The sequence below is a fragment of the Kitasatospora sp. NPDC003701 genome, assembly GCF_053587085.1.
This window is the reverse complement of record NZ_JBSFNM010000009.1, coordinates 207,412-230,645: the sequence shown is the minus strand read 5'-3', so window position 1 is coordinate 230,645 and position 23,234 is coordinate 207,412. Positions and strand designations below refer to the sequence as shown.

Sequence of the window (23,234 nt, the reverse complement as noted above, 5' to 3'; positions counted from 1 at the left end):
AGGAGCGGTGCTTGACCGGTCCGTCACTGAGCCAGCCGTGCATGCAGAGCAGCCAGGCCAGGATCAGCACCGGCAGGACGGTGTCCGACATGACGTACTCGGAGTAGAAGATCACCGGCGGCAGCAGCGCGGTGGCGCCGGCGAAGACGTACGCCAGCAGCCGGCGCAGGCCCAGCCGGCGCAGCGCCAGGTAGGCCAGCGGGAAGACCAGCGCGTTCAGCAGCGCGTTGATCCCCATGATCAGGTGGTAGGCCATGGCCGGGCCGTCGGCGATCCGGAAGGCCGGGGAGATCAGCAGCGGGTAGCCGCCCGGGATCACCACGCCGACCGGCATCTCGGTGGTCGGCCGCCCGGCCAGCACCCGGGCCAGCGCCAGGTAGCCGTCCTCGTCCGCGTGCACCGACGGGTAGCTCAGGTGCCGGACGAGCACCAGCCGGAAGAGGACCTCCACGGCGTACCCGGCCAGCAGCGCGGCCGGCCAGAACCAGCGCCGCCCGCGGGCCTCCTCGAACCGCTGCACCACCCGGGCCGCCAGACCGGCCGACCGCGAGGCGGCGGCTTGTCTGCTCCCCTGGACACCGTCCAGCTGCTCGTCGACGGTCTCTGCTGAAGTCTGCACTGAACTCCGACTCTTCCCCTGGTAACCCGGCTATGAGGTGGATCCGGCAGGCCGCCCGGCCCGTTCGATTGTGGAGGTCACGCTAACAATGTGCGGCAGGCCCGTGCCCGGGCACCCCGGCCCGCAGCCGGGACCGGGCCGCCACCGCTGTGGTGGGCCCGGCTCCCATAGCACACTCCGCGCAGGCCTCAGCCTAGCGGCACACACCGAACGTGCCCCGACGGCCTCCGGCGGTCGGCCCCGTGGGACCGACCGCCGGAGGCGTGCCGAACTCCGTGCGGGCTAGGCCTTGCCGACCAGCTCGCGCCGACCCGCCGCCGCCGCGCGGCTGGCGGGCTCGATGGTCTTCAGGTGCTTGGGCATCCGGCGGATCATCGCGAGCAGCAGCACCAGGCCCGCGCGGGCCAGGTAGATCGTCGCCTTGATCGGCGAGGCGCTGGGCGTACCGGTGGTCCGCTCGCGCATCGCCACCGGGACCTGCCGGATGACGAAGCCGCAGCGGGCGGCGCCGACCATGCTCTCGATGGTGTCGCCCAGGTACTCGACCGGGTACCACTGCGAGAAGAACTCGATCATCGGCTTGTTGCAGGCCTTGAAGCCCGAGGTGGTGTCGGTGAGGCGGGTGCGGGTGACCCGCGACAGCACCACCGAGAGCAGCTTCATCGCCCAGCTGCGCGGGCCGCGCACCTTGTAGCTGCCCTGGCCGGCGAACCGGGCGCCGATGACCAGGTCCGCCTCCTGGAGCTTCTCCAGCAGGGCCGGCACGTACGCGGGGTCGTGCTGACCGTCGGCGTCGCACTGGATGGCCACGTCGTAGTTGTGCAGGTGCGCGTAGCGGTAGCCGAACCGCATGGCGCCGCCGACGCCGAGGTTGTACGGCAGCTGCGCGACCCGGGAGCCCGCCGCGGCGGCCACGGCCGCGGTGTTGTCCACCGAGCCGTCGTCGACCACCAGGGTGTCGACGCCGGGCAGCTTCTGCTGGATCTCGCGGAGGATCTTGGGCAGACCCTCGGCCTCGTTCCAGGCCGGGAGGATGATCAGTACCCGCTTGCCGTCGATCATGCCGTCACCCCGGGGTCCGTCGCCTTGCCGGCGTCGTTGCTGCTGCGTGCGATCGGGTAGCCGTGGTGCTCGGCCAGGTGGGCCCGCATCATGGCCACGTCCTCGGCCAGCGTCCGGGTCTCCGCCTCCAGTCGGGAGGCCTCCCAGCTCAGGTGCAGCGAGACCATCAGCACCAGGACGAAGCCCGCGAACAGCACGAGGCTCACGCCGGAGGCGATGCCGAGCCGGCGGGCGGTCGAGTCGAGGATCGTCGGGAAGAACCCGAGCGGCGCCACGACGACGCCGATCGCGAGCCAGATAGCCGCGTACTTCTCCCGGAGTTGCTGTCGGCGCAGCAACTCCAGGATGTAGACGAGCACCAGCACGCCGGTGATCGAAGTGATGACGGTGAGATGCACGACTGGAGGCGCCTTTCAGCGGCAGTGGCGTGGCCAAGGGTAATCACATATTAAAGGCGTGGCGTGAACGTACCGCCGCCGCCGGCTGTGCGGGGCCCGACGAACGGGCGTCATACCTCCGACGACTGATGCGCCGCCATCGGTGCCCGGTGGTCCGCCTCGGGCCGGGCCGGGGCGGACAGCGAGCGGGCCAGCGCCCATAGCATGGCAGCAGCGCTGACCGCCGCACCAGCCAGGTAGGCGAGTTCGACCCGGGTGGCGATGTCCCCGGGTGCCAGGGTGACGGCCACCAGCACCGCGGAACCGGCCAGCCAGGAGAGCAGCTGCCGCTGGTGGCGCCCGAGCGAGAGCAGCGCCTGGCCGAAGACGGTCGCCAGCATGTAGCAGAGGGTGCCGAGGGACAGCCAGAGGAAGTCCACCGGGCCGAGCACGTCCTGCGCCTTGAAGAAGAGCCGGATCGCCCAGGGGCCGAGCAGGACCGTCGGCAGCCCGGCGGCGGTGCACATCAGCACCACGATGCCGCCGGTGCGCAGTAGTACCTTGCGGAACTCCGCGTGGTGGCCGGCCGCCGCGGCGCCGGAGAGCGAGGAGACCAGCGAGGCCTGGATCGCCGCGTAGGCGAAGAGCGGCACCCGGGCCAGTACCACCGCGTTCAGCAGGGCGGCGATCAGCGCCTTGGAGGACGGCGAGAGCAGGCCGACGCTGACCACGGCCGCGTTGACCATCAGCTGCGCCAGCAGCGTCGAACCGGTCAGCAGGCCGAGCCCGGTGACGACGTCGCGCCAGACCGGCGCCGGCCCGCCGCGCCGGTCCGCGAGGACCGAGCGCATCCCGATCGCCGAGGCGGCGAGCGGCGAGACGACCAGGATCAGCGCGAACGCGAACGCCGAGTGCGCGCCGAACAGCGGGATCAGCGCGGCCAGCCCGATCCGCAGCCCGCCGTCGACGGCGAGCTGCATGCCGTACGCGCCGAAGTTGCCCAGGCCGGCCAGCGCGCCGCGGGCCACCGAGCTCACGGCCAGGCCGACCAGGGCGCCGCCCAGGCCGGCCACCAGGCCGAGGTCGCCGTCGAAGAAGCGGTCCGCGATCGGCCGGGCGGCGGCCGCGATCACGGCCAGCACCGCCACCAGCACCCCGGCGGTGACCAGCAGGACCCGCCGGATCGCCGGCCCGGGGCCCTGGCCGGCCACGTCGCGGGCGGCCACCAGGCGGGTCAGCTCCAGCTCGACCGGGGAGAACAGCCCGTACCCGACGGACATGACCACGGTCCAGAGCATCGAGACGCCGGCGACCTGGGTGGTGTCCAAGCTGTGCCCGGCCAGGGCCAGGAAGATGTACGAGGAGACACCGAGGACCACGGTGCCCCCCGCGACGAGCCGCACGCCCGGGGGCAGTGCCCCCAGCAGCTTGGCCACCGGGTTCGTCATCGCAGTGCGGCCTTGGCCTTCAGCGGCTCCCACCAGGCGCGGTTCTCGCGGTACCAGGCGATGGTGGCGGCGAGGCCGTCCTCGAAGCGGACCTGCGGGGAGTAGCCGAGCTCCTCGCTGATCTTGGTGATGTCCAGCGAGTAGCGCAGGTCGTGGCCCTTGCGGTCGGCGACCGGCTCGACCATCGACCAGTCGGCGCCGGCCGCCTGGAGCAGCAGCTCGGTGAGCTCCTTGTTGGTGATCTCGGTGCCGCCGCCGATGTTGTAGACCTCGCCGGCGCGGCCCTTGCGCATGGCCAGCTCGATGCCGCGGCAGTGGTCGGAGACGTGCAGCCAGTCGCGGATGTTGCCACCGGTGCCGTACAGCGGCACCTTCCTGCCGTCCAGCAGGTTGGTGGTGAACAGCGGGATGACCTTCTCCGGGAACTGGTAGTGCCCGTAGTTGTTGGAGCAGCGGGTGACCACCACGTCCATGCCGTGGGTGCGGTGGTAGGCGAGCGCCAGCAGGTCGGAGCCGGCCTTGGAGGCCGAGTACGGGGAGTTGGGCGCCAGCGGCCACTCCTCGGTCCACGAGCCCTCGGAGATGGAGCCGTAGACCTCGTCGGTGGAGACGTGGACGAAGCGGGCGACGCCGTGCTTCTTGGCCGAGTCCAGCAGCACCTGGGTGCCGAGGACGTTGGTCACCACGAACGGGCCGGCACCCTCGATGGAGCGGTCCACGTGGGACTCGGCCGCGAAGTGGACGACCACGTCGTGGCCGGGCATGACCTGGTCGACGGCCTCCGCGTCACAGATGTCGCCCTGCACGAAGGAGTAGCCGCTGTGACCGGCGACGGGCGCCAGGTTGGCCTCGACGCCCGAGTAGGTGAGCTTGTCGAAGACGGTGATCTGATCCGTTGCGTCGGCGCCGAGCAGCTGCCGGACGAACTCTGAACCGATGAAGCCGGCGCCGCCGGTAACGAGGATGCGCATAGTGCGGGCAGTCTACCGGTGTGCCCCGGGGCCCTCGCCCCGGGTCAGCGGCAGCCTCCGAACCTCACATAAGCTGCGCGCATGCGTGGAATCCTCTTGGCGGGCGGCACCGGGTCACGACTGTGGCCGCTGACCCGAGCAGTCTCGAAGCAGCTCCTCCCCGTCTTCGACAAGCCGATGATCTACTACCCGCTGTCGACCCTGGTCATGGCCGGTATCAGCGAGATCCTGATCATTACCACCCCGCAGGACCAGGAGCAGTTCCAGCGGCTGCTCGGCGACGGCTCCCAGTTCGGCCTCACGCTGGAGTACGCCGTCCAGGAGAAGCCGGAGGGCATCGCCCAGGCCTTCGTGCTGGGCGCCGACTTCATCGGTGACGAGCCCGTCGCGCTGATCCTCGGCGACAACATCTTCCACGGCAGCGGCCTCGGCACCCGGCTCGCGCAGCGCACCGCGCCGCAGGGCGGCATGGTCTTCGCCTACCCGGTCGCCGACCCGACCGCGTACGGCGTGGTGGAGTTCGACGACAACGGCCAGGTCATCTCCATCGAGGAGAAGCCCACCCAGCCGAAGTCCCGCTACGCGGTGCCCGGCCTGTACTTCTACGACAACCGCGTGGTCAAGATCGCGGCCGGCCTGCGCCCGAGCGCGCGCGGCGAGCTGGAGATCACCGCGGTCAACGAGGAGTACCTCAAGACCGGTGAGCTGCACGTCACCATCCTCGACCGCGGTACCGCCTGGCTCGACACCGGCACCTTCGTCTCGATGGTGCAGGCCTCCGAGTTCGTCCGGGTCATCGAGGAGCGCCAGGGCTTCAAGATCGGCTGCATCGAGGAGGCCGCCTGGCGGGCCGGCCTGATCGACGACGCGCAGCTGCGCGAGCTGGCCGAGCCGCTGTGCAAGAGCGGCTACGGCGACTACCTGATCGCGCTGCTCGAAGAGGAGGCGGCCAAGTGAAGTTCCGCGAGCTCTCGATCCCCGGCGCCTTCGAGGTCACCCCGCAGCAGCACGGCGACCCGCGCGGCCTCTTCATGGAGTGGTACCGCTTCGACCGGCTCGAAGAGGTCGTCGGCCACCCGCTGAAGTTCGCCCAGGGCAACCTGTCGGTGTCCGCCAAGGACGTCGTGCGCGGCATCCACTTCGCCGACGTCCCGCCCGGCCAGGCCAAGTACGTCAGCTGCGTGCGCGGCGCCGTGCTCGACGTGATCGTGGACCTGCGGGTCGGCTCCCCCGCCTTCGGCCGCTGGGAGTTCGTCCGGCTGGACGACGCCGAGCGCAAGTCGGTCTACATCCCCGAGGGCCTCGGCCACGGTTTCTGCGCGCTGACCGACGACGCCACGCTGTCGTACGTCTGCTCCGAGACCTACAACCCGACCGGCGAGCACGCGGTGCACCCGCTCGACCCGGACCTCGGGATCGAGTGGCCCACCGACGCCCCGCAGCTGTCCGCCCGTGACGACGCCGCGCCCTCGCTGGCCGAGGCGCTCGCCACCGGCCTGCTGCCGGACTACGAGAAGTGCCTCGCCTTCACCGAGAGCCTGCGCACCCGCTGAACCGCCCGATGCCCGGGCCCGCCGCCCTCCGGCGCGGGTCCGGGCATCGTCGTACTCCCCGGCGGGCGGCACGGCCGGAGCCGGCGGCGGGCTCAGTATGATGGGCGCGCCGCGGGGTCTTCGCCCTGCTCCCGGCCCCGACTCAGACCAGCGGATGTGCCCTCCACCATGACCACTCTGGAAATCCTGCTTCCGTACTACGGCAACGTCGCACTGATGCAGGCCGCGGTCCGCAGCGTGCTGGCGCAGAGCGATCCCGACTGGCGCCTGACCGTCGTCGACGACGGCCGGGAGCCCGGCGTCCCGGAGTGGTTCGCCGAGCTCGACGACCCGCGGGTGCGCTACTTCCGGAACGAGCAGAACCTCGGCGTCACCGGCAACTACCGCAAGTGCCTGGGCATGGCCGAGCACGAGTACATGATGTTCATGGGCACGGACGACATCATGCTGCCCAACTACGTCGCCACCATCCGCTCGATCCTCGCCCAGTACCCCGGCGTCGCGATGATCCAGCCGGGCGTCCAGGTGATCGACGGCGACGGCAAGCCCTCCAGCTCGCTCGCCGACGAGGCCAAGCGCCGCATCTACGCGCCCAAGCAGCAGGGCCGCACCCTGCGGGGCGGCGAGGAGCTCGCGGTCAGCCTGCTCAAGGGCAACTGGCTGTACTTCCCGTCGATCTGCTGGCGCACCGAGGCCGTGAAGACCACCGGCTTCCGCGACAACCTGGAGATCATCCAGGACCTCGCGCTCGTCATCGACCTGCTCCAGGCCGGCGAGCACATGGTCGTCGACGACGTCCGGGCCTTCCAGTACCGCCGGCACGCGGTCAGCATCTCCTCCTCGTCCGCCTTCAGCGGCACCCGGTTCACCGAGGCCCGCCGGTACTTCCTGGACGCCGCCGACCGCCTGGACGCGCACGGCTGGCCGCGGGCCGCCAAGGCGTCCCGGATGCACCTGTCGGCCCGGATCCACGCCCTCACCCTGGTCCCGGGCGCGATGCGCGCCGGCCAGTGGGACGGGGCGAAGGCCCTGCTGCGCAACGCCACCAGCACCGCCGCCCGCCCCCGCTGATCACGCCCACCACCCTCCCGGGCCCGTCACCGTCCCGGGCCCGTCACCGTCCCAGGGAGTCACCGCAATGACCGCACCGCACCCGGCCGCCTCCCGCGTCGCCGTCCTCGGCGGGACCGGCTTCATCGGCCGCGTGCTCGGCGCCCGCCTGCTGGAGCGGGGCGCCGAGGTCGTGAGCCTCGCCCGCAAGGCCCCGGCGGTGCCGGCGCCCGGCCGGTTCGTCGCCTTCGACATCTCCTCCGACGCCGCCGCCGACCTCACCGCGCTGCTCGACCGCGAGCGGATCGACACCGTCGTCAACGCGGCCGGCGGCATGTGGGGCCTGAACGACGAGCAGATGTACCAGGCCAACGTGGTCCTGGTGGACCGGCTGATCGAGGCCGTCGCCGCGATGGCCTCCCCCGCCCGCCTGGTCCACCTCGGCACCGTGCACGAGTACGGCATGGCGCCGGTCGGCACCAGCCAGCGCGAGAGCGACCCCGCCGCCCCGGTGATGGAGTACGGCAAGCTCAAGCTCGCCGCCACCGAGGCCGTGGTCCGCGCCGTCGAGGCCGGCCGGCTGGACGCGGTGTCGCTGCGGCTCGGCAACGTGGTCGGCGCCGGCCAGCCCGGCCACAGCCTGCTCGGCGTGATGGCCGCCAAGCTGGACGCCGCCCGCCGGGCCGGCGAGACCGCGCAGCTCTCGCTCCAGCCGCTCACCGCCCAGCGCGACTTCGTCGACCTCACCGACACCCTGGACGCCGTGCTCCTCGCCGCCGTCCGGCAGGGCGTCCCGCCGGTGGTCAACGTCGGCACCGGCGCCGCGTCCTCCGCCCGGCTGCTGGTCGAGCTGCTGATCGAGGAGAGCGGGGTGCCCACCGAGATCACCGAGGTCCCCGCGCCGGACGGCACCGGCCCGGAGACCGAGTGGCAGCAGCTCGACATCACCGTCGCCCGCGAGCAGCTCGGCTGGGAGCCCCGGCGCACCCTGCGCCAAGCCGTCCGGGAGCTCTGGGAGGCCCAGATCGCCGCTCCCCAGGCGTAGGTCCCGGCCACGGCCGAACGAGCACCGCATGCCATGACGTGGCGGCGTCCGCGACCGGTCGCGGACGCCGCCCGGCCGAACCAGCCGGGGGAAGGGGAGCCATCAGCCGACCAGCAGTGCTCCGCCCGCGCGGCACGCTCGCGCAGCTCCTCCACGGCCGGGCCAACGGGTTCGGCGCGCTCCGGCTCCTGCTGGCCGCCACCGTCGTCGCCTCGCACGTCTTCCCCATCGGCTGGGGGCACCCGGATCCGCTCTGGTACTGGAGCGGCGGGCAGACCGACCTCGGCAAGGCGGCCGTCCTCGGGTTCTTCGCGCTCTCCGGCTTCGTGATCACCGGGAGCGCCCGGCGGCTCCCGGTCGGCCGCTACGTCTGGCACCGGGCCCTGCGCATCGTGCCCGGCGTCTGCGGCTCACTGCTGTTCTCGGCCGCCGTCCTGATGCCCGCCCTCTACTGGTGGCAGCACGGCACCCTGAGCGGCTTCTGGAGTCGCCCGGACGGTCCGCTGAGCTACCTGACCAGTCTCGGGAGCGCCACGCCGACCACGGGCTGGGACGTCTCGGGCGTCATCGCCGAGGGCGTCCGCAGCGGAACCAACTTCGACCGGAGCCTCAACGGCGCCCTCTGGTCGCTCAAGTACGAGCTGCTCTGCTACCTGGTGGCCGGACTGCTGGCCGCCCTCGGGCTGCTGAACCGGCGACTGTTCGTCGCCGCGGCGACGCTCGCCCTCTGGCTCCTGATCGCGGCCGGTGCGGCGGACCTCCCGGCCGGGGTGCCCCCGGCGGGCGGGCCCGGGGTCGCGCTCCCGCTGCTGGGCCAGGTCACCTTCCACCTCGCCGCCGGCCTCGGGCTCGCCTTCCTGCTCGGTGGCGCGCTGCGGCTCCACGCCGAGCGGATCCCGCTCGACGACACCCTGGCACTGGCCGCCGCCCTCGTCGCGGCCGGGGCGGCCCGCTGGGGCGGCTTCGCGCTGCTCGGCGTCCCCGCGCTGGTCTACCTGCTGTTCTGGGCCGCGGCCAGGCTGCCCCAGCGCTTCCGGGCGGTCGGGAGCCGCACCGACTACTCGTACGGCGTGTACATCTACGGCTTCCCGGTCGAGCAGGCGATCGCGCTGGTCGGCGGCGCGCAGTTCGGCCCGCTCGGCTTCCTGGCCTGCGCCCTCGCCGCGACCGGCCTGCCGGCGGCGCTCTCCTGGCACCTCGTCGAGGCGCCCGCGCTGCGGCTGCGCTCCTGGACCCCGGGGCCGCTGCGGCGGGCCGCCGAGCGGGAGCCCCGGCCCGCGTCGCAGCCACCGTCGCAGCCGCCCGAGGTCACTTCGTCCTGAAGACCCAGACCTTCATCAGCAGGAACCGGACCACCGTCGCCAGACCGTTCGCCGCGACCAGCCCGGCCACCTCGACGGTCTTCGAGGCGTTCGGCGCCGCCAGGTCGAGCAGCGCCAGCGCCCCGGAGCTCAGGCCGAGGCCGATCACGAAGGCCACCGCGCCCTGGAGCTGGTGACGCAGCGCGCCCTCACTGCCGGTGATGCCGAAGGTGAACCGGCGGTTGGCGGCCGTGTTGGCGACCGCGCTGACCGCGAGCGCGACGAGGTTGGCCACCTGGGGGTCGACGAAACGCCGGGCCACCACGTAGAGGAGCAGGTAGAAGAGGGTGCTCAGGACCCCGATCACCAGGAAGGAGGGGACCTGGCGCTTGGCCGTCCCGGTGTCGGAGGGCTGCGGGCCCTGGCCGGCCGGCGGCACCTCGGCCGCTTCGGTCGGCTGGTCGGTGGAAACCATGTGAGCACCCATGTGATCGGTTCGTCGGATCAGGAAATCTCGTACACGGCCATCCGGCCGTTGTCGAAGACCTGCTTGGCGAGGGTCTTCAGGGCCGGGGACTCCGGCGCCACCTTGCGGTTGACCACCACGTAGCGGACGTGGTGCCGCTCGCGCAACTGGTCGAGGATAGCGGCCGTCGGCCGGTAGACGGCGTCCTCGTTGAGCTTGAGCAGCTCCTGGTCCCAGAAGGAGCCCGACTTCTCCGACATCAGCCGCGGCGAGTAGGCCCAGCCCTCCACCAGCACCGAGCGCTCGGAGTACCCGCTCAGGTAGAAGGACAGGGAGTTCCAGCAGTTCTCCCCGGGGACGGTGTAGTCGCTCTCCGAGCGGCAGTGGCCGTTGGTGGCCAGGACGTCGTCCGGTTCGCTGTGCGCGCGGACCCAGCGCGCGGCCTCCACCTGGCTGGCCGGCAGCGGCCACGCGCCGTCCCACGGGACCTGCCGGGACTGCTGGACGTCGAGCAGCAGTGCGGGGGCGCCCGCCGCGAGCGCCGCGGTGAGCAGGACCACGGCGCCCCGGCCGCGCAGGGCCGGCAGCGCCCGGCCGGCCGCCCACCAGAGCGCACCGCCGACCGCCGCGATCCCGGCCAGCGCCGCCGCGGCGGCCAGCGCCGGGACCAGCGCGGTGTAGGACGCGGTGCCGTCGGCGTCGCCGACCGCCTTGAGCGCGAAGGTCGCCCAGTCACCCGCGTACTGGTAGATGCCGTAGGTGAGCAGGAGGACGAAGGCCACCGTGCCGACGCCGAGCGCGATCTTGCCCCGGGCGGGCAGCGCGGCACGCTCGAAGACCTCGCAGTAGCCCCAGGCCGAGAGCAGCACCCCGAAGGAGAGCCCGGCGAGGGTGAAGTAGCTGGCGTTGAAGCCGTTGACCACCAGGTAGACGGCCGGGCCGGCGAGGGCCCCGCCGAGCAGGAACCACTGGGTCTGCTCCAGGCGGAGCCGGCGACGCCACAGGAGCGGGATCATGCCGACCATCCGGAGCTGGTGGTTCAGCAGGAACGCGACCAGCGTCGCGGCGACGACCACGCTCTGGGTCACCGCCGTCCGGGTGTGCTGCGGATCGGCCCAGTACTTCTCGATGTTGCCGAAGGGCACCACTTCGAGGCCGTAGCTCTCGAACCGGAACAGCACCGCGGTGGCGAAGACCTGGGCACCGGCGATGATCGCGCCGAGGCCGACGACGGTCCACGGGATGCGCCGCGTCCCGATCAGCACCATCGCACCGGCGAAGGCCAACGCGGCCAGCGTCACCGGGAGCGAGCTCGCCTTGGCCGCGCTGGAGGCCACCGCGAACAGCGCGGTGAGCACGAACGCACCGCGGCCGAGCGCCGGGATCCGAGCGGCCCCGTCCTCCTCGCCACGCCCCTCGCCGCCGCGCCCGCGCAGGGCGTCGGCGACCACGCCGATCAGGGCCATCAGCAGCGGCTGGCTGTACGTCAGCGACAGGCTCGCCCAGGACATCAGCGGCACCGCCGGAGCCCCGAAGGTCCAGTGGCCGACGTTGTTGGGGTAGATGGCGTTGAACTCGCCCACGGCGAAGATCAGCAGGGCGGCGACCGGACCGGCCCACGGCCGGCCGGTCAGCCGGTGCGCCACCACGGCGGTGATCACCATGGCCAGGGCGGCCAGCGCCGGGACCATCAGCCGCATCTGGACCACGGTCAGGTCGATGTGCCCGACCAGGTCGGTCATCGCCATGTGGACGAAGGTGAACCAGTGGTAGTGCAGCGGCTCCCCGGCGGCCTGCGGGAAGGTCAGCGGGAAGTTGTGCTTGGCGTTCCCCGCCAGCGACAGCAGGTACGGCAGGTCGATGTACTGCCGGGTGGTCTCGCTGTCCGGCACGATCGGGTTCCGGCTGAGCACCGCCCCGTACATGTAGGCACTGGTGAACGCCACCGTGCCGGCGACCGACCAGGACCAGCCCGGCGAGGTACGGCGGTAGCCGCGCGGCCGCCAGTGCCGCCGCAGCCGCGGCACGGCGGCGAACGGGATCACGACCACCAGCGGCCAGGCCGTGGCCACCGACTGCAGGCCGAGGCCGACCAGCACCACCCAGGCGGCCAGCTCCAGCACCAGGCCGACCACGGCGCCGAAGGCCAGGTCCTCGACCAGCGTGTGCGGACGGCGGCGCAGCAGACGGAAGACCAGCGTGCCCGGGAGCATGACGCCCCACAGCACGTAGAAGGTGTAGCGCGCGACGTCGCTGACCGAGGTGTCGGCGGCCAGCAGCAGGACGACCAGGAAGAGGTAGGCCGCGACCGCGGGCAGGAAGGCCGTCAGCCGGTCGCGGAGGCCGAGCGGGGCACCGCCCGCGTCCGGCGCGGAACTACCGGTCCGCCGCCCGTCGGGCGCGGTCGGCGTGCCCAGGGCGGGCGCGGTGCTGTCGGTGGTGCCCATCGCTCTTCTCTCCTGCGGGCTGTGCGTCGGCTTTCCCGGTCGGCGGCGGTCGGGTCCGTCCCGCGGCGGTCGGCGCCGCGGGACGGACCGGAGGTCACACCGCGTACTCGGAGACCTTCGCGGTCTTCGCGCTGTTGTCCTCGGCCGAGTCGTACCCGACGAAGTAGGCCGGTCGGGCCTGCGCCGCCGAGTAGATCCGGCCGACGTACTCGCCGAGCAGACCGATGCAGACGAGCTGGACGGCGCCGAGGAAGAGCATGCCGACGAACAGCGAGGACCAGCCGGGCACGGTCTTGCCGAGCGCGTACTCCACCGTGGTGTAGATCCCCAGGCAGAAGCAGAGCACGAAGCTCAGCAGGCCGAGCCAGGTGGCGAGCCGCAGCGGGCTGGCGGAGAAGTTGGTGATGCTGTCGATGGCGAGACGGACCATCTTGGACAGCGGGTAGTGCGTGCTGCCCGCGACCCGCTCCTCGCGGACGTAGACGACCTCGCCGCTGGGGAAGCCCAGCCACGGGACCAGCAGCCGGTAGACCGGCTGGTGCTCGGGCATCGCCTTGAGCGCGTCCACCGCGGCCCGGCTGAGCAGCCGGAAGTCACCGGCCTGGTTCGGCATGTTCTTGCCGACGAGCTTGCGCATCAGCCAGTAGTAGGCACCGGCGGTCCGCCGCTTGAAGAAGGTGTCGGTGCCGCGGTCGCCGCGCACACCGTAGACGATGTCGAGGTTCTTCTCGCGGGCGAGCGCGAGCATCTCGGGGATCTTCTCCGGCGGGTCCTGCAGGTCGGCGTCGATGGAGACGACGTAGTCGCCGTAGGCGCGGTGGATGCCGGCGGTCAGCGCCGCCTGGTGCCCGGAGTTGCGCGCGAAGCGGACGATCCGGAACTCCGGCCAGTCCTGGTGGATCTTCTGCATGATCGCCGGGGTGGCGTCGGTGCTGCCGTCGTCGATGCCGACGACCTCGTAGGTGATCCCCAGCTCATCCAGGATCGGACGCAGGCGCTGGACCGTCAACGGCAGGGCCTCCTGCTCGTTGTAGATCGGCATCACGACCGACAACAGCGGCGCCGGCGGGACGGCCACCTGCTCTGCCGATACAGCTGCGTTGTACATCAGTGTCGCCTGTCCCTTATGTCTTTGAGAACGATCGATCGATGCCGGAGTGCGGCCGGATGGCCCGGACGACCGAGCTGATGGATGCGAAGGAGAGGTGCGGAGCCGGAGCCGGATCCGTGATGGCGGTCAGGCTAGCAGCAGGATTTTGCGATTGCATGAATGATCCTTGGGGCCGCGCATGCACGCGGCCCCCCATGCATTGTCAGCGCTTCACCGGGGCGGGCTCGTCCGAAACCCTGCGCAGGGTCGCCATCGAACGGTCCAACGCGCTCTTCAGGATCTTGGACACCGGCCGCTCGACCAACCGGTGGATCAGCCAGGCCGCGACCATCACCGCGGCCAGCGTCGTCACCAGGGCCGCCTTGACGCCGAAGTCCTCGGTGAGCAGGTAGTGGATCAGCGTCCAGCCGATCTCCTGGTGGATCAGGTAGAGCGGGTAGGTCAGCGCACCGGCGACCGTCAGCCACTTCCACTGCACCCAGTCGAACAGGCCCAGCGCGGCACCCAGCACCAGGGCGAACGCCGCCGTCACCGCGCCGGCCATGACGTTCCACGACAGGGGGTGGCCGAGGACGTTGACGTAGACCTCCTGGATCGCCCCCAGACGGGTCAGCGCCAGGATCCAGGAGAATCCCACGATCCCCCAGAGCAGCAGGTTCTGGCCGAAGCGGTACATCAGGAACATGCCGACGCCGGCGATGAAGAACGGCGACTCGTTGGGCATGGCGAGCGTGGTCAGCAGCGGAATCTGCGCCTGCGGGGCGAGCACCGCGAGAATCGTCCAGATCCCGCAGAAGGCCACCACCTTGCGGTAGGTGAGGCCGGTCGCCACCACGATGGCGAAGAGCAGGTAGAACCGCATCTCCACCCAGAGCGTCCAGTAGACGCCGTCGACGTGCCGCATCCCGAGCGGGGTCTGAAGCATGGTCAGGTTGCCGAGGATGGTGCTGGCGTTGAGCCCGTCACCCGCACCCGAACGGGCGAACTGCTTGAGGTTCAGCACCACCAGGCTGGTGAGCGCTATGCCCGCCCAGTAGCCGGGGTACAGGCGGACCACCCGGGAGACGAAGAACTCCCCCGGTCGCTTCCCCCAACAGCTCATGCAGATCACGAAGCCGCTGATGACGAAGAACAGCTCCACGCCCAGCCAGCCGTAGGCCGCCATCCGGTTCACCAGGGGCAGGGCCTCCTTCGGGGTGACGCCCTGCCACACCCCGGAGATGCCCACGTAGGCCGTCCAGTGGAAGGAGAGCACGCTCAGGGCCGCGAACAGCCGCATCCCGTCGAGCGCGTACAGCCGGGGGCGCTTGGCGCGGCCGTCGGGCGACTGGCCCGCGCGGGTGGCCGACCGGCGCCGAAGGAGCGACGGCTTCGAAAGAAGGGGGGCAGAGGTCATTCCGGAGCGCTTTCGGCGAGTGGGGCGGAGAGCCTCGGTCAGCCTCGCCCTGGCGACGGCTGCGGGTGGCTCAGTCTATCCGCAGCACGATTCCCCTACACACATGGCCCCCGCGCTCTCCACCCGACACGCCGAAGGGCCCCGCACACCGAGGTGTGCGGGGCCCTTCGAACATCACCTGTGTCGAACAGGCAGGTCAAGAGCCTCGATTACTTGAGGATCTTGGTGACCTGGCCGGCGCCGACGGTGCGGCCACCCTCACGGATGGCGAACTTCAGGCCCTCCTCCATGGCGATCGGCTGGATCAGCACGACCGTCATGGCGGTGTTGTCGCCCGGCATGACCATCTCGGTGCCCTCGGGGAGGGTCACGACGCCGGTCACGTCCGTGGTACGGAAGTAGAACTGCGGGCGGTAGTTGTTGAAGAACGGGGTGTGACGGCCACCCTCGTCCTTCGACAGGATGTAGGACTGGGCCTCGAACTCGGTGTGCGGGGTGACCGAACCGGGCTTGATGATGACCTGGCCGCGCTCGACGTCCTCGCGCTTGATGCCACGGAGGAGCAGACCGACGTTCTCACCGGCCTGGCCCTCGTCGAGCAGCTTGCGGAACATCTCGATGCCGGTGACCGTGGTGGTGGTCTTGGTCTCCTTGATGCCGATGATGTCGACAGTCTCGTTGACCTTGAGGATGCCACGCTCGATACGACCGGTGACGACGGTGCCACGACCGGTGATCGTGAAGACGTCCTCGATCGGCATCAGGAACGGCTGGTCCACGGCGCGGGCCGGGGTCGGGATGCTCTCGTCGACCGCGTGCATGAGGCCGAGGAGCTTCTCGCCCCACTCCTTGTCGCCCTCCAGCGCCTTCAGCGCGGAGACGCGGACGACCGGCAGGTCGTCGCCCGGGAACTCGTACTCGGAGAGGAGCTCACGGACCTCGAGCTCGACGAGCTCCAGGATCTCCTCGTCGTCCACCATGTCGGCCTTGTTCAGGGCGACGACGATGTAGGGGACGCCGACCTGGCGGGCCAGGAGGACGTGCTCCTTGGTCTGCGGCATCGGGCCGTCGGTGGCGGCGACGACGAGGATCGCACCGTCCATCTGGGCCGCACCGGTGATCATGTTCTTGATGTAGTCCGCGTGACCCGGGCAGTCGACGTGGGCGTAGTGACGCGCCTCGGTCTGGTACTCGACGTGCGCGATCGAGATGGTGATACCGCGCTGCCGCTCCTCCGGCGCCTTGTCGATCTGGTCGAACGGCGTGAAGGGGTTGATCTCCGGGTACGCGTCGTGCAGCACCTTGGTGATGGCCGCGGTAAGGGTCGTCTTACCGTGGTCGATGTGACCGATGGTGCCGATGTTGACGTGGGGCTTCGTCCGCTCGAACTTCGCCTTCGCCACTGCAGTCCTCCTGAGGACAGTTCTGTACGCCGTGCTGACGTCAGTTGGTCTTTGATCGGGTTGGGTACGGGGCGCCCGGGAGCGCCCCATGCCGTCCCGCGGGTGGGGGCGGAGGCCCCGGGAGAATCCGGTCGGATTCTCCCGGGTCGCCTCCTAATAGCCTAAGGGTTCGCAATCGTCCCGAATGTCGGGATGTCCTGCGGCCTCGGGTAGGGACTCGGCTGGTGCCGGTCCTTACTCGCCCTTGGCCTTGGCGATGATGTCGTCCGCCACGTTCCGCGGAACCTCGGCGTACGAGTCGAACTGCATCGAGTAGCTCGCGCGACCAGAGGTCTTGCTGCGCAGGTCACCGACGTAGCCGAACATCTCGGAGAGGGGCACCAGCGCCGAAACGACGCGGGCACCGTAACGCTCGTCCATGGACCGGATCTGGCCACGGCGAGAGTTGATGTCGCCGATCACATCGCCCATGTAGTCCTCGGGCGTGGTGACCTCGACGGCCATCATCGGCTCGAGCAGCGTCGGGGACGCCTTGCGAGCGCCCTCCTTGAAGGCCATCGAACCGGCGATCTTGAACGCGAGCTCGGAGGAGTCGACGTCGTGCGAGGCACCGTCGAGCAGCGTCACGCGGACACCCTGGAGCGGGTAGCCGGCGAGCACGCCGAACTCCATGGCCTCCTGGCAACCGGCGTCGACCGAAGGGATGTACTCCTTCGGCACGCGGCCACCGGTGACCTTGTTGACGAACTCGTAGCCCTCGCCGGACTCGATCGGCTCGATCGCGATCTGGATCTTCGCGAACTGGCCGGAGCCACCGGTCTGCTTCTTGTGCGTGAAGTCGATGCGCTCGACGGCCTTGCGGATCGTCTCGCGGTACGCGACCTGCGGCTTGCCGACGTTGGCCTCGACCTTGAACTCACGCTTCATACGGTCGACCAGCACCTCGAGGTGCAGCTCGCCCATACCCGCGATGATGGTCTGGCCGGTCTCCTCGTCCGTGTTGACCTGGAAGGACGGGTCCTCCTCGGCCAGGCGCTGGATGGCGGTACCGAGCCGCTCCTGGTCGCCCTTGGACTTCGGCTCGATGGCGACGCGGATGACCGGGGCCGGGAAGTCCATGGACTCCAGGATGACCGGGTGCTTCTCGTCGCTCAGGGTCTCACCGGTGGTGGTCTGCTTGAGACCCATGACGGCGACGATGTCGCCGGCGCCCACCGACTCGATCTCCTCACGCTTGTTCGCGTGCATGCGGTAGATCTTGCCGATCCGCTCCTTGCGGCCCTTCACCGCGTTGAGGACGGCGGTGCCGGCCTCAAGGCGCCCGGAGTAGATCCGGACGAAGGTGAGCTTGCCCAGGTGCGGGTCGGACATGATCTTGAACGCCAGAGCCGCGAGCGGCTCGTCGTCCGACGCCTTGCGGGAGATCTTGACCGTGTCGTCGCCGGGCTTGGTGCCCTCGATGGACTCGATGTCCAGCGGCGACGGGAGGTAGTTGACGACCGCGTCGAGCAGGGGCTGAACGCCCTTGTTCTTGAAGGCGGTGCCGCAGAAGATCGGCGTGAAGTCCGAGTTCAGCGTGCCCTTGCGGATCGCGGCGATGAGCAGCGCCTCGGGGACGTCCTCGCCCTCCATGGCGAGTTCCATCACCTCGTCGCTGACGGTCGACACGGTGTCCAGCAGCTTCTCGCGGTACTCCTCGGCCTGGTCCACCAGGTCGGCCGGGATGTCGACGATGTCGTACATCTCGCCCTTGGCGGCCTCGGCCGTCCAGACCAGCGCCTTCATGCGGACCAGGTCGACGACGCCCTGGAAGTCCGCCTCGGCACCGATCGGGAGCTGCATCACCAGCGGGGTCGCGCCGAGGCGCTCCACGATGGTGTCGACGCAGAAGAAGAAGTTCGCGCCCGTGCGGTCCAGCTTGTTGATGAAGCAGATGCGCGGGACGCCGTAGCGGTCAGCCTGCCGCCACACGGTCTCGGACTGGGGCTCGACACCGGCGACACCGTCGAACACCGTGACGGCACCGTCGAGGACGCGCAGCGAGCGCTCCACCTCGACGGTGAAGTCGACGTGACCCGGGGTGTCGATGATGTTGATGGTGTTGTCAACGCCGTCGAGCGTCCAGTGACAGGTCGTCGCGGCCGACGTGATCGTGATGCCGCGCTCCTGCTCCTGCTCCATCCAGTCCATGGTGGCAGCGCCATCGTGGACCTCACCGATCTTGTACGAGACACCGGTGTAGAACAGGATCCGCTCGGTGGTGGTGGTCTTGCCCGCGTCGATGTGCGCCATGATCCCGATGTTGCGGACCCTGGCGAGGTCAAGGGAGGTTGCAGCCATGGTGGCTCGTTCTCTCTCTGTCTAGTGACGGGGTTGGGACTACCAGCGGTAGTGCGCGAAGGCCTTGTTGGACTCGGCCATCTTGTGGGTGTCCTCGCGACGCTTCACGGAAGCGCCCAGGCCGTTGCTGGCGTCGAGGATCTCGTTCATCAGGCGCTCGGTCATGGTCTTCTCGCGACGGGCGCGGGAGTAACCGACCATCCAGCGCAGCGCCAGGGTGCTGGCGCGGCCCGGACGGACCTCGACCGGGACCTGGTAGGTCGCGCCACCGACACGGCGGGACTTGACCTCGAGGGCCGGCTTGACGTTCTCCAGCGCGCGCTTCAGCGTCACGACGGGGTCGGAGCCGGTCTTCTCACGGACGCCCTCGAGGGCGCCGTAGACGATCCGCTCGGCGGTGGAACGCTTGCCGTGCAGCAGGATCTTGTTGACCAGCTGGGTGACGACCGGGGAGCCGTAAACCGGGTCGATGATGACCGGGCGCTTCGGGGCGGGGCCCTTACGAGGCATTCTTACTTCTCCTTCTTGGCGCCGTAGCGGCTGCGAGCCTGCTTGCGGTTCTTGACACCCTGGGTGTCGAGCGAACCGCGGATGATCTTGTAGCGGACACCAGGAAGGTCCTTCACACGACCACCGCGCACCAGCACGATGGAGTGCTCCTGCAGGTTGTGGCCCTCGCCCGGGATGTAAGCGGTGACCTCGATCCCGCTGGTGAGGCGCACACGGGCGACCTTACGAAGCGCCGAGTTCGGCTTCTTCGGGGTGGTCGTGTACACACGCGTGCAGACGCCGCGACGCTGGGGCGAACCCTTCAGCGCGGGAGTCTTGTTCTTCTCGACCTTGTCCTGCCGGCCCTTTCGGACCAGCTGCTGGATCGTAGGCACCGTTTCTCCGTTTTCTGTGTGCCAAGGCTTGGTGGAACTAACCTGCGGTGTCTCCATCGCACACGGCCCCGTGGTCGACCCACGCGGTCGGGTGTGTTGGGCTTATTCCGACACGGAATCCCATGAGCTGATGTACAGCGACGGCGCTCAACGCGCGGAGCACCGAAAGGCGCTCCGGCTCGGCGCGGCGGCCGGTGTGCATGCACGCACAAGGACCCGGGGACACCCCAGGCACAAGGTCAGAGCGTACCTAGCGCATCGGGCTCGGTCAAAACAAATGCAACGCCGCAGGTCGCGGCCGTCGGCCGGGTGTCGCCGGGGTGTCCCGCGCACGGCCGCCCGGTGTCGAACCGCTCTCCTGCCGCTCTACCACACCCCGGCGGGCGCCGCCACCGGAGCGGGGGCGGCCCCGGCCCCCGGGCGGCCCGGGCTCAGGCGATCAGGGCCAGCATCAACAGGGTGTAGAGCGCGGTCGCCAGGTAGCCGAAGACCAGGCCGACCGTGGCCATCGTGTCGCCCTCCTCGTTGCGCTCCCGGATCTGGGCCTTGGCGATGTGGCCGGTGATCACCGCGGGCAGCCCCAGTCCCAGCAGGCCGAGCACCATCGACGCGACGGCCGTGCCGTTGGTCGGCCGGGACGGCACCGGCGGGGGCAGCAGGAAGGTCTGCGGCACCGGGTGACCGACGGCCGTCATCGGCGCCATCGGCGTCACCATCGGACCGGAGGGCAGGTCGGCCACCAGCCGGGCCAGCTCGCCGTACGTCTGCGCGGCGCTCGCCGCGTCGAAGCGCTGGCCGTACTCGTCGGCGGAGAGCCGGCCCTCGGCGTACGCGGCCTTCAGCACGTCGACGGTGCGGTCCCGGTCCGTGTGCGCCGCCCGCATCGCCGCCTGCGGCATCGGCGCGGGCTGGGCGTAGGGCTGGGCGTACGGCTGGGCGTACGGCTTGGCCGGTACCTGGGGCGGCCGTCCTCCGTACCCGGGGCCCTGCTCGCCCCACGGTTGAACGGCCATCCGCCACCTCCGACACCCCGGCGCGCCGTGCGCGCTCACTGGCCTTCATAGTGCAGGACGAACAGGGGCTCTGAGTAGTTGCCACTTTCCCCGACCGGCCTCGACGGGCTTCGGCGGGCCCGGTGTGCTCACCCGTTCGGCCCAGACGCACCGAAGAGCGCCAATCCGGACGACAGCCCGCCCCGGGCAATGGCAGGCTGGCCTGGACATTCACCCGTTTCCCAGCAGAGAAGGCCGCCATGCAGGCGTCAGCGCCGCCGTCCCCAGTCCCCTCCTCCCCTGCCGCCTCCGCCGTGAGCATCCAGGGGCTGTGGAAGCACTTCGGCAGCCAGGCGGCGGTCGCCGGGCTGAGCCTGGAGCTGCCGGCCGGAGCGTTCATCGGCCTGGTCGGTCCGAACGGCGCCGGCAAGACCACCACGCTGTCCATGGTCACCGGCCTGCTCCGGCCCGACCAGGGCACCGTCCTGGTGCACGGCGCCGACGTCTGGGCCGACCCGGTCGCCGCCAAGGCCCGGATCGGCATCCTGCCCGAGGGCCTGCGGATGTTCGAGCGGCTCAGCGGCCGCGAGCTGCTGCAGTACAACGGCCGGCTGCGCGGCCTGCCCGGTGCCGAGGTGGACCGCCGCGCCGAGGAGCTGCTGGCCGTCCTGGACCTCGCCGGCCACGCCGACAAGCTGGTCGCCGACTACTCCACCGGTATGCGCAAGAAGATCGGCCTGGCCGCCGCGCTGCTGCACAACCCCGACGTGCTCTTCCTGGACGAGCCCTTCGAGGGCGTCGACCCGGTCTCCGCCCAGACCATCCGCGGCGTGCTCAAGCGCTACGCCGCGGCCGGCTCGACCGTCATCTTCTCCAGCCACGTCATGGAGCTCGTCGAGCAGCTCTGCGACTGGGTCGCCGTGGTCAACGCCGGCCGGGTGATCGCCCAGGGCCCGCTGGACGCCGTCCGCGGCGAACGCAGCCTGCACGAGTCGTTCCTGGACCTGATCGGCGTCCGCGAGGACGACGGCCAGGCCCTCGGCTGGCTCGGGGGCGAGCGGTGAGTGCCGCCCCCGCCGACGCCCGGGCCGGCACCACCCGCACGCCGGTGCCGGACGGCCGCGTCGTGGTCCGCACCCTGGTGTCGCTCAAGCTCCGGCTGCTCCGCAACGGCCTGCGGCGCAGCCGCGGGCGGGCGGTGCTCTACGTCGTCGGCGCGGTGGCCGGCCTGCTGTTCGCCGCGCTGGTCGCGCTCGCCCTGGCCCTGCTGAACGGGCACCGCGGCGCCGGCGACGCGGGCGTGATGCTGGCCGGCGCCCTCACCGTCAGCTGGGCCGCGCTGCCGCTCTTCCTGTTCTCCACCGACGAGAGCGCCGACCCGACCCGGCTCACCATGCTGCCGCTGCGCCCCGGCCCGCTGCTGCGCGGCTCCCTGCTGGCCGCGCTGATCGGGCCCGGGCCGCTGGTCGCCCTGGTCCTGCTGACCGGTGCGGCGCTGTCCGGCGCGAACGGCGCCGCCTCGGCGGTGGCCGCGGTGGTCGGTGTCCCGCTCGCGGTGCTCGGCCTGGTGACGCTCTCCCGGTCGGTCGCGGCGGGCAACGCCCGGCTGCTCTCCAGCCGGCGCGGCAAGGACTTCGCGATCTTCGGCGGGCTGCTCTTCGCGCTGCTGATCCAGGTGGCCAACGTCGGCTCGCAGAGCGTCTTCGGCAAGGCCGGCAAGGACGGCCTGGACCTCAGCCCGCTGGCGCCGATCGCGTCGGTGCTGCGCTGGGTGCCGCCGGTCGCCGGGGTGGACGCCGCCCGCACCGCCGGCGAGGGCCGGTACGCGCTCGCCCTGCTCCAGCTGGCCTCGACGGCCGCCCTGCTGGTGCTGCTGCTGCGCTGGTGGCGCTCCAGCCTCCAGCAGCTGATGGTCACCGCCGACGCCTCCACCCTGGAGGTGTCGCGCGGCGTGCAGGCCTCGCGCGGCTGGGGCTTCCTGCCCGGGGGCCGCACCGGCGCGGTGATGCAGCGCCACCTGCGGTACGCCTGGCGGGAGCCGCGGGCCAAGGCCGCCGTCTTCACCAGCATCGGGATGACGCTGGTGATCTGCGTGCTGTCGGTGGTCCAGGGCTGGTCGAGCGTCTACCTGGTGGCCGCCACCGGGATGTTCCTCGGCCTGCAGATGCTCAACCTGTTCGGCATGGACGGCTCGGCGTTCTGGATGGTCGCCGCCACCCTGCTCACCCCCGCCGACGCCCGGGAGGAGCTGCGCGGGCGGGCGTTCGCGGTGCTCTCGTACGCGCTGCCGGTCACCCTGGTGCTGTCGCTGTTCCTGGCCGTCGTCACCGGGGACTGGGCCGGTCTGGCCCCGGCGTTCGGCCTGGCGCTCGGCCTGCTCGGCTGCGGCATCGCGATCGGCGCGGTGCTCAGCGTGCTGGCGCCGTACACCATGCCGGCCGACAGCAGCCCGATGCGCAACGCCGCCCCCGGCCAGGGCGGGCTGGTGATGCTCAACAGCTTCGGCTCGATGTTCGGCGCCGCGCTGCTCAGCCTGCCGGTCGCCGGCTACCTCGGCTGGGCGCTGCTCTCCGACGGTCCGACCTGGCCGGTGCTGCTGCTCGGCCCGCTGTACGGCGCGCTGGTCGCCTTCCTCGGCATCCGGCTGGCCGCCGGCCGTCTGCTGGAGCGGGCCCCGGAGATCCTGGCCAAGGCCGTCGAACGCTGACCGCCGCTCCCTCCGAGCACCCGTGCGAGCGCCCGGTCCCCGTCGTCGGGGCCGGGCGCTCC

General features: G+C 70.9%; 21 protein-coding genes. 7 read left to right on the top strand and 14 right to left on the bottom strand.

Annotated features, from left to right (window positions below):
- From ACWDRR_RS12070 to rfbB, 5 genes are all read right to left on the bottom strand, one after another.
- A partial coding sequence (locus ACWDRR_RS12070; protein ID WP_449772050.1) for a phospholipid carrier-dependent glycosyltransferase occupies positions 1-619 on the bottom strand: 619 nt, incomplete at its 3' end.
- A 282-nt stretch (positions 620-901) separates the two neighbouring features.
- Positions 902-1,681, bottom strand: coding sequence for a glycosyltransferase family 2 protein (locus ACWDRR_RS12065; protein ID WP_449772049.1), 780 nt, complete (start codon positions 1,679-1,681; stop codon positions 902-904).
- Positions 1,678-2,079: a DUF2304 family protein gene (locus tag ACWDRR_RS12060; RefSeq protein ID WP_449772048.1), complete on the bottom strand. Its 402-nt coding sequence runs from the start codon at positions 2,077-2,079 to the stop codon at positions 1,678-1,680. Before ACWDRR_RS12060 ends, ACWDRR_RS12065 begins: the two co-directional genes overlap by 4 nt.
- A 110-nt stretch (positions 2,080-2,189) precedes the next feature.
- Positions 2,190-3,506, bottom strand: a complete 1,317-nt coding sequence (locus tag ACWDRR_RS12055) for a lipopolysaccharide biosynthesis protein (protein WP_449772047.1) — start codon at positions 3,504-3,506, stop codon at positions 2,190-2,192.
- Positions 3,503-4,477 (bottom strand): dTDP-glucose 4,6-dehydratase, encoded by a 975-nt coding sequence (gene rfbB / locus ACWDRR_RS12050; protein WP_449772046.1) that lies wholly within the window; start codon positions 4,475-4,477, stop codon positions 3,503-3,505. Before rfbB ends, ACWDRR_RS12055 begins: the two co-directional genes overlap by 4 nt.
- An 81-nt stretch (positions 4,478-4,558) precedes the next feature.
- Between rfbB and rfbA the strand changes: the two genes are divergently transcribed.
- From rfbA to ACWDRR_RS12025, 5 genes are all read left to right on the top strand, one after another.
- Positions 4,559-5,434: a glucose-1-phosphate thymidylyltransferase RfbA gene (gene rfbA, locus ACWDRR_RS12045; RefSeq protein ID WP_449772045.1), complete on the top strand. Its 876-nt coding sequence runs from the start codon at positions 4,559-4,561 to the stop codon at positions 5,432-5,434.
- Positions 5,431-6,030, top strand: a complete 600-nt coding sequence (gene rfbC / locus ACWDRR_RS12040) for a dTDP-4-dehydrorhamnose 3,5-epimerase (RefSeq protein ID WP_352286363.1) — start codon at positions 5,431-5,433, stop codon at positions 6,028-6,030. The genes rfbA and rfbC overlap by 4 nt, the downstream gene beginning before the upstream one ends.
- Before the next feature lie 168 nt (positions 6,031-6,198).
- Entirely contained in the window at positions 6,199-7,101 is a 903-nt protein-coding gene (locus tag ACWDRR_RS12035; protein WP_449772044.1) for a glycosyltransferase family 2 protein, read from the top strand.
- 67 nt (positions 7,102-7,168) lie between these two features.
- On the top strand, positions 7,169-8,125 hold the full coding sequence (locus tag ACWDRR_RS12030; RefSeq protein WP_449772043.1) for an NAD-dependent epimerase/dehydratase family protein: 957 nt from the start codon (positions 7,169-7,171) through the stop codon (positions 8,123-8,125).
- Positions 8,126-8,241: 116 nt separating this feature from the next.
- Positions 8,242-9,447: an acyltransferase family protein gene (locus ACWDRR_RS12025; RefSeq protein ID WP_449772042.1), complete on the top strand. Its 1,206-nt coding sequence runs from the start codon at positions 8,242-8,244 to the stop codon at positions 9,445-9,447.
- On the opposite strand, the gene ACWDRR_RS12020 is transcribed toward ACWDRR_RS12025, so the two are convergent.
- From ACWDRR_RS12020 to ACWDRR_RS11980, 9 genes are all read right to left on the bottom strand, one after another.
- Positions 9,434-9,901: a GtrA family protein gene (locus tag ACWDRR_RS12020; protein WP_449772041.1), complete on the bottom strand. Its 468-nt coding sequence runs from the start codon at positions 9,899-9,901 to the stop codon at positions 9,434-9,436. The genes ACWDRR_RS12025 and ACWDRR_RS12020 overlap by 14 nt on opposite strands.
- Positions 9,902-9,930: 29 nt before the next feature.
- On the bottom strand, positions 9,931-12,339 hold the full coding sequence (locus ACWDRR_RS12015) for a hypothetical protein (RefSeq protein WP_449772040.1): 2,409 nt from the start codon (positions 12,337-12,339) through the stop codon (positions 9,931-9,933).
- Between the two features lie 94 nt (positions 12,340-12,433).
- On the bottom strand, positions 12,434-13,447 hold the full coding sequence (locus ACWDRR_RS12010; protein ID WP_449772039.1) for a glycosyltransferase family 2 protein: 1,014 nt from the start codon (positions 13,445-13,447) through the stop codon (positions 12,434-12,436).
- Between the two features lie 205 nt (positions 13,448-13,652).
- The gene (locus tag ACWDRR_RS12005) at positions 13,653-14,846 is read right to left on the bottom strand and encodes an acyltransferase family protein (RefSeq protein ID WP_449772038.1); all 1,194 of its coding nucleotides are present in this window, start codon (positions 14,844-14,846) and stop codon (positions 13,653-13,655) included.
- 209 nt (positions 14,847-15,055) lie between these two features.
- Entirely contained in the window at positions 15,056-16,249 is a 1,194-nt protein-coding gene (tuf, locus tag ACWDRR_RS12000; RefSeq protein WP_313764195.1) for an elongation factor Tu, read from the bottom strand.
- Positions 16,250-16,483: 234 nt separating this feature from the next.
- Complete coding sequence (gene fusA, locus ACWDRR_RS11995; RefSeq protein ID WP_449772037.1) at positions 16,484-18,589, bottom strand: elongation factor G; 2,106 nt, start codon at positions 18,587-18,589, stop codon at positions 16,484-16,486.
- Between the two features lie 39 nt (positions 18,590-18,628).
- A complete protein-coding gene (rpsG, locus tag ACWDRR_RS11990) occupies positions 18,629-19,099 on the bottom strand; it encodes a 30S ribosomal protein S7 (RefSeq protein WP_030055803.1) in 471 nt (156 codons plus the stop codon).
- A gap of 2 nt (positions 19,100-19,101) precedes the next feature.
- On the bottom strand, positions 19,102-19,473 hold the full coding sequence (gene rpsL, locus ACWDRR_RS11985) for a 30S ribosomal protein S12 (RefSeq protein WP_014144289.1): 372 nt from the start codon (positions 19,471-19,473) through the stop codon (positions 19,102-19,104).
- Between the two features lie 431 nt (positions 19,474-19,904).
- Entirely contained in the window at positions 19,905-20,486 is a 582-nt protein-coding gene (locus ACWDRR_RS11980; RefSeq protein ID WP_449772036.1) for a DUF1707 and DUF4190 domain-containing protein, read from the bottom strand.
- Between the two features lie 239 nt (positions 20,487-20,725).
- Between ACWDRR_RS11980 and ACWDRR_RS11975 the strand changes: the two genes are divergently transcribed.
- Together ACWDRR_RS11975 and ACWDRR_RS11970 are read left to right on the top strand one after the other, a co-directional pair.
- Positions 20,726-21,529, top strand: coding sequence for an ABC transporter ATP-binding protein (locus ACWDRR_RS11975; RefSeq protein WP_449772035.1), 804 nt, complete (start codon positions 20,726-20,728; stop codon positions 21,527-21,529).
- Complete coding sequence (locus ACWDRR_RS11970) at positions 21,526-23,172, top strand: transporter (protein WP_449772034.1); 1,647 nt, start codon at positions 21,526-21,528, stop codon at positions 23,170-23,172. Before ACWDRR_RS11975 ends, ACWDRR_RS11970 begins: the two co-directional genes overlap by 4 nt.
- The last annotated feature ends 62 nt before the right edge of the window (positions 23,173-23,234 follow it).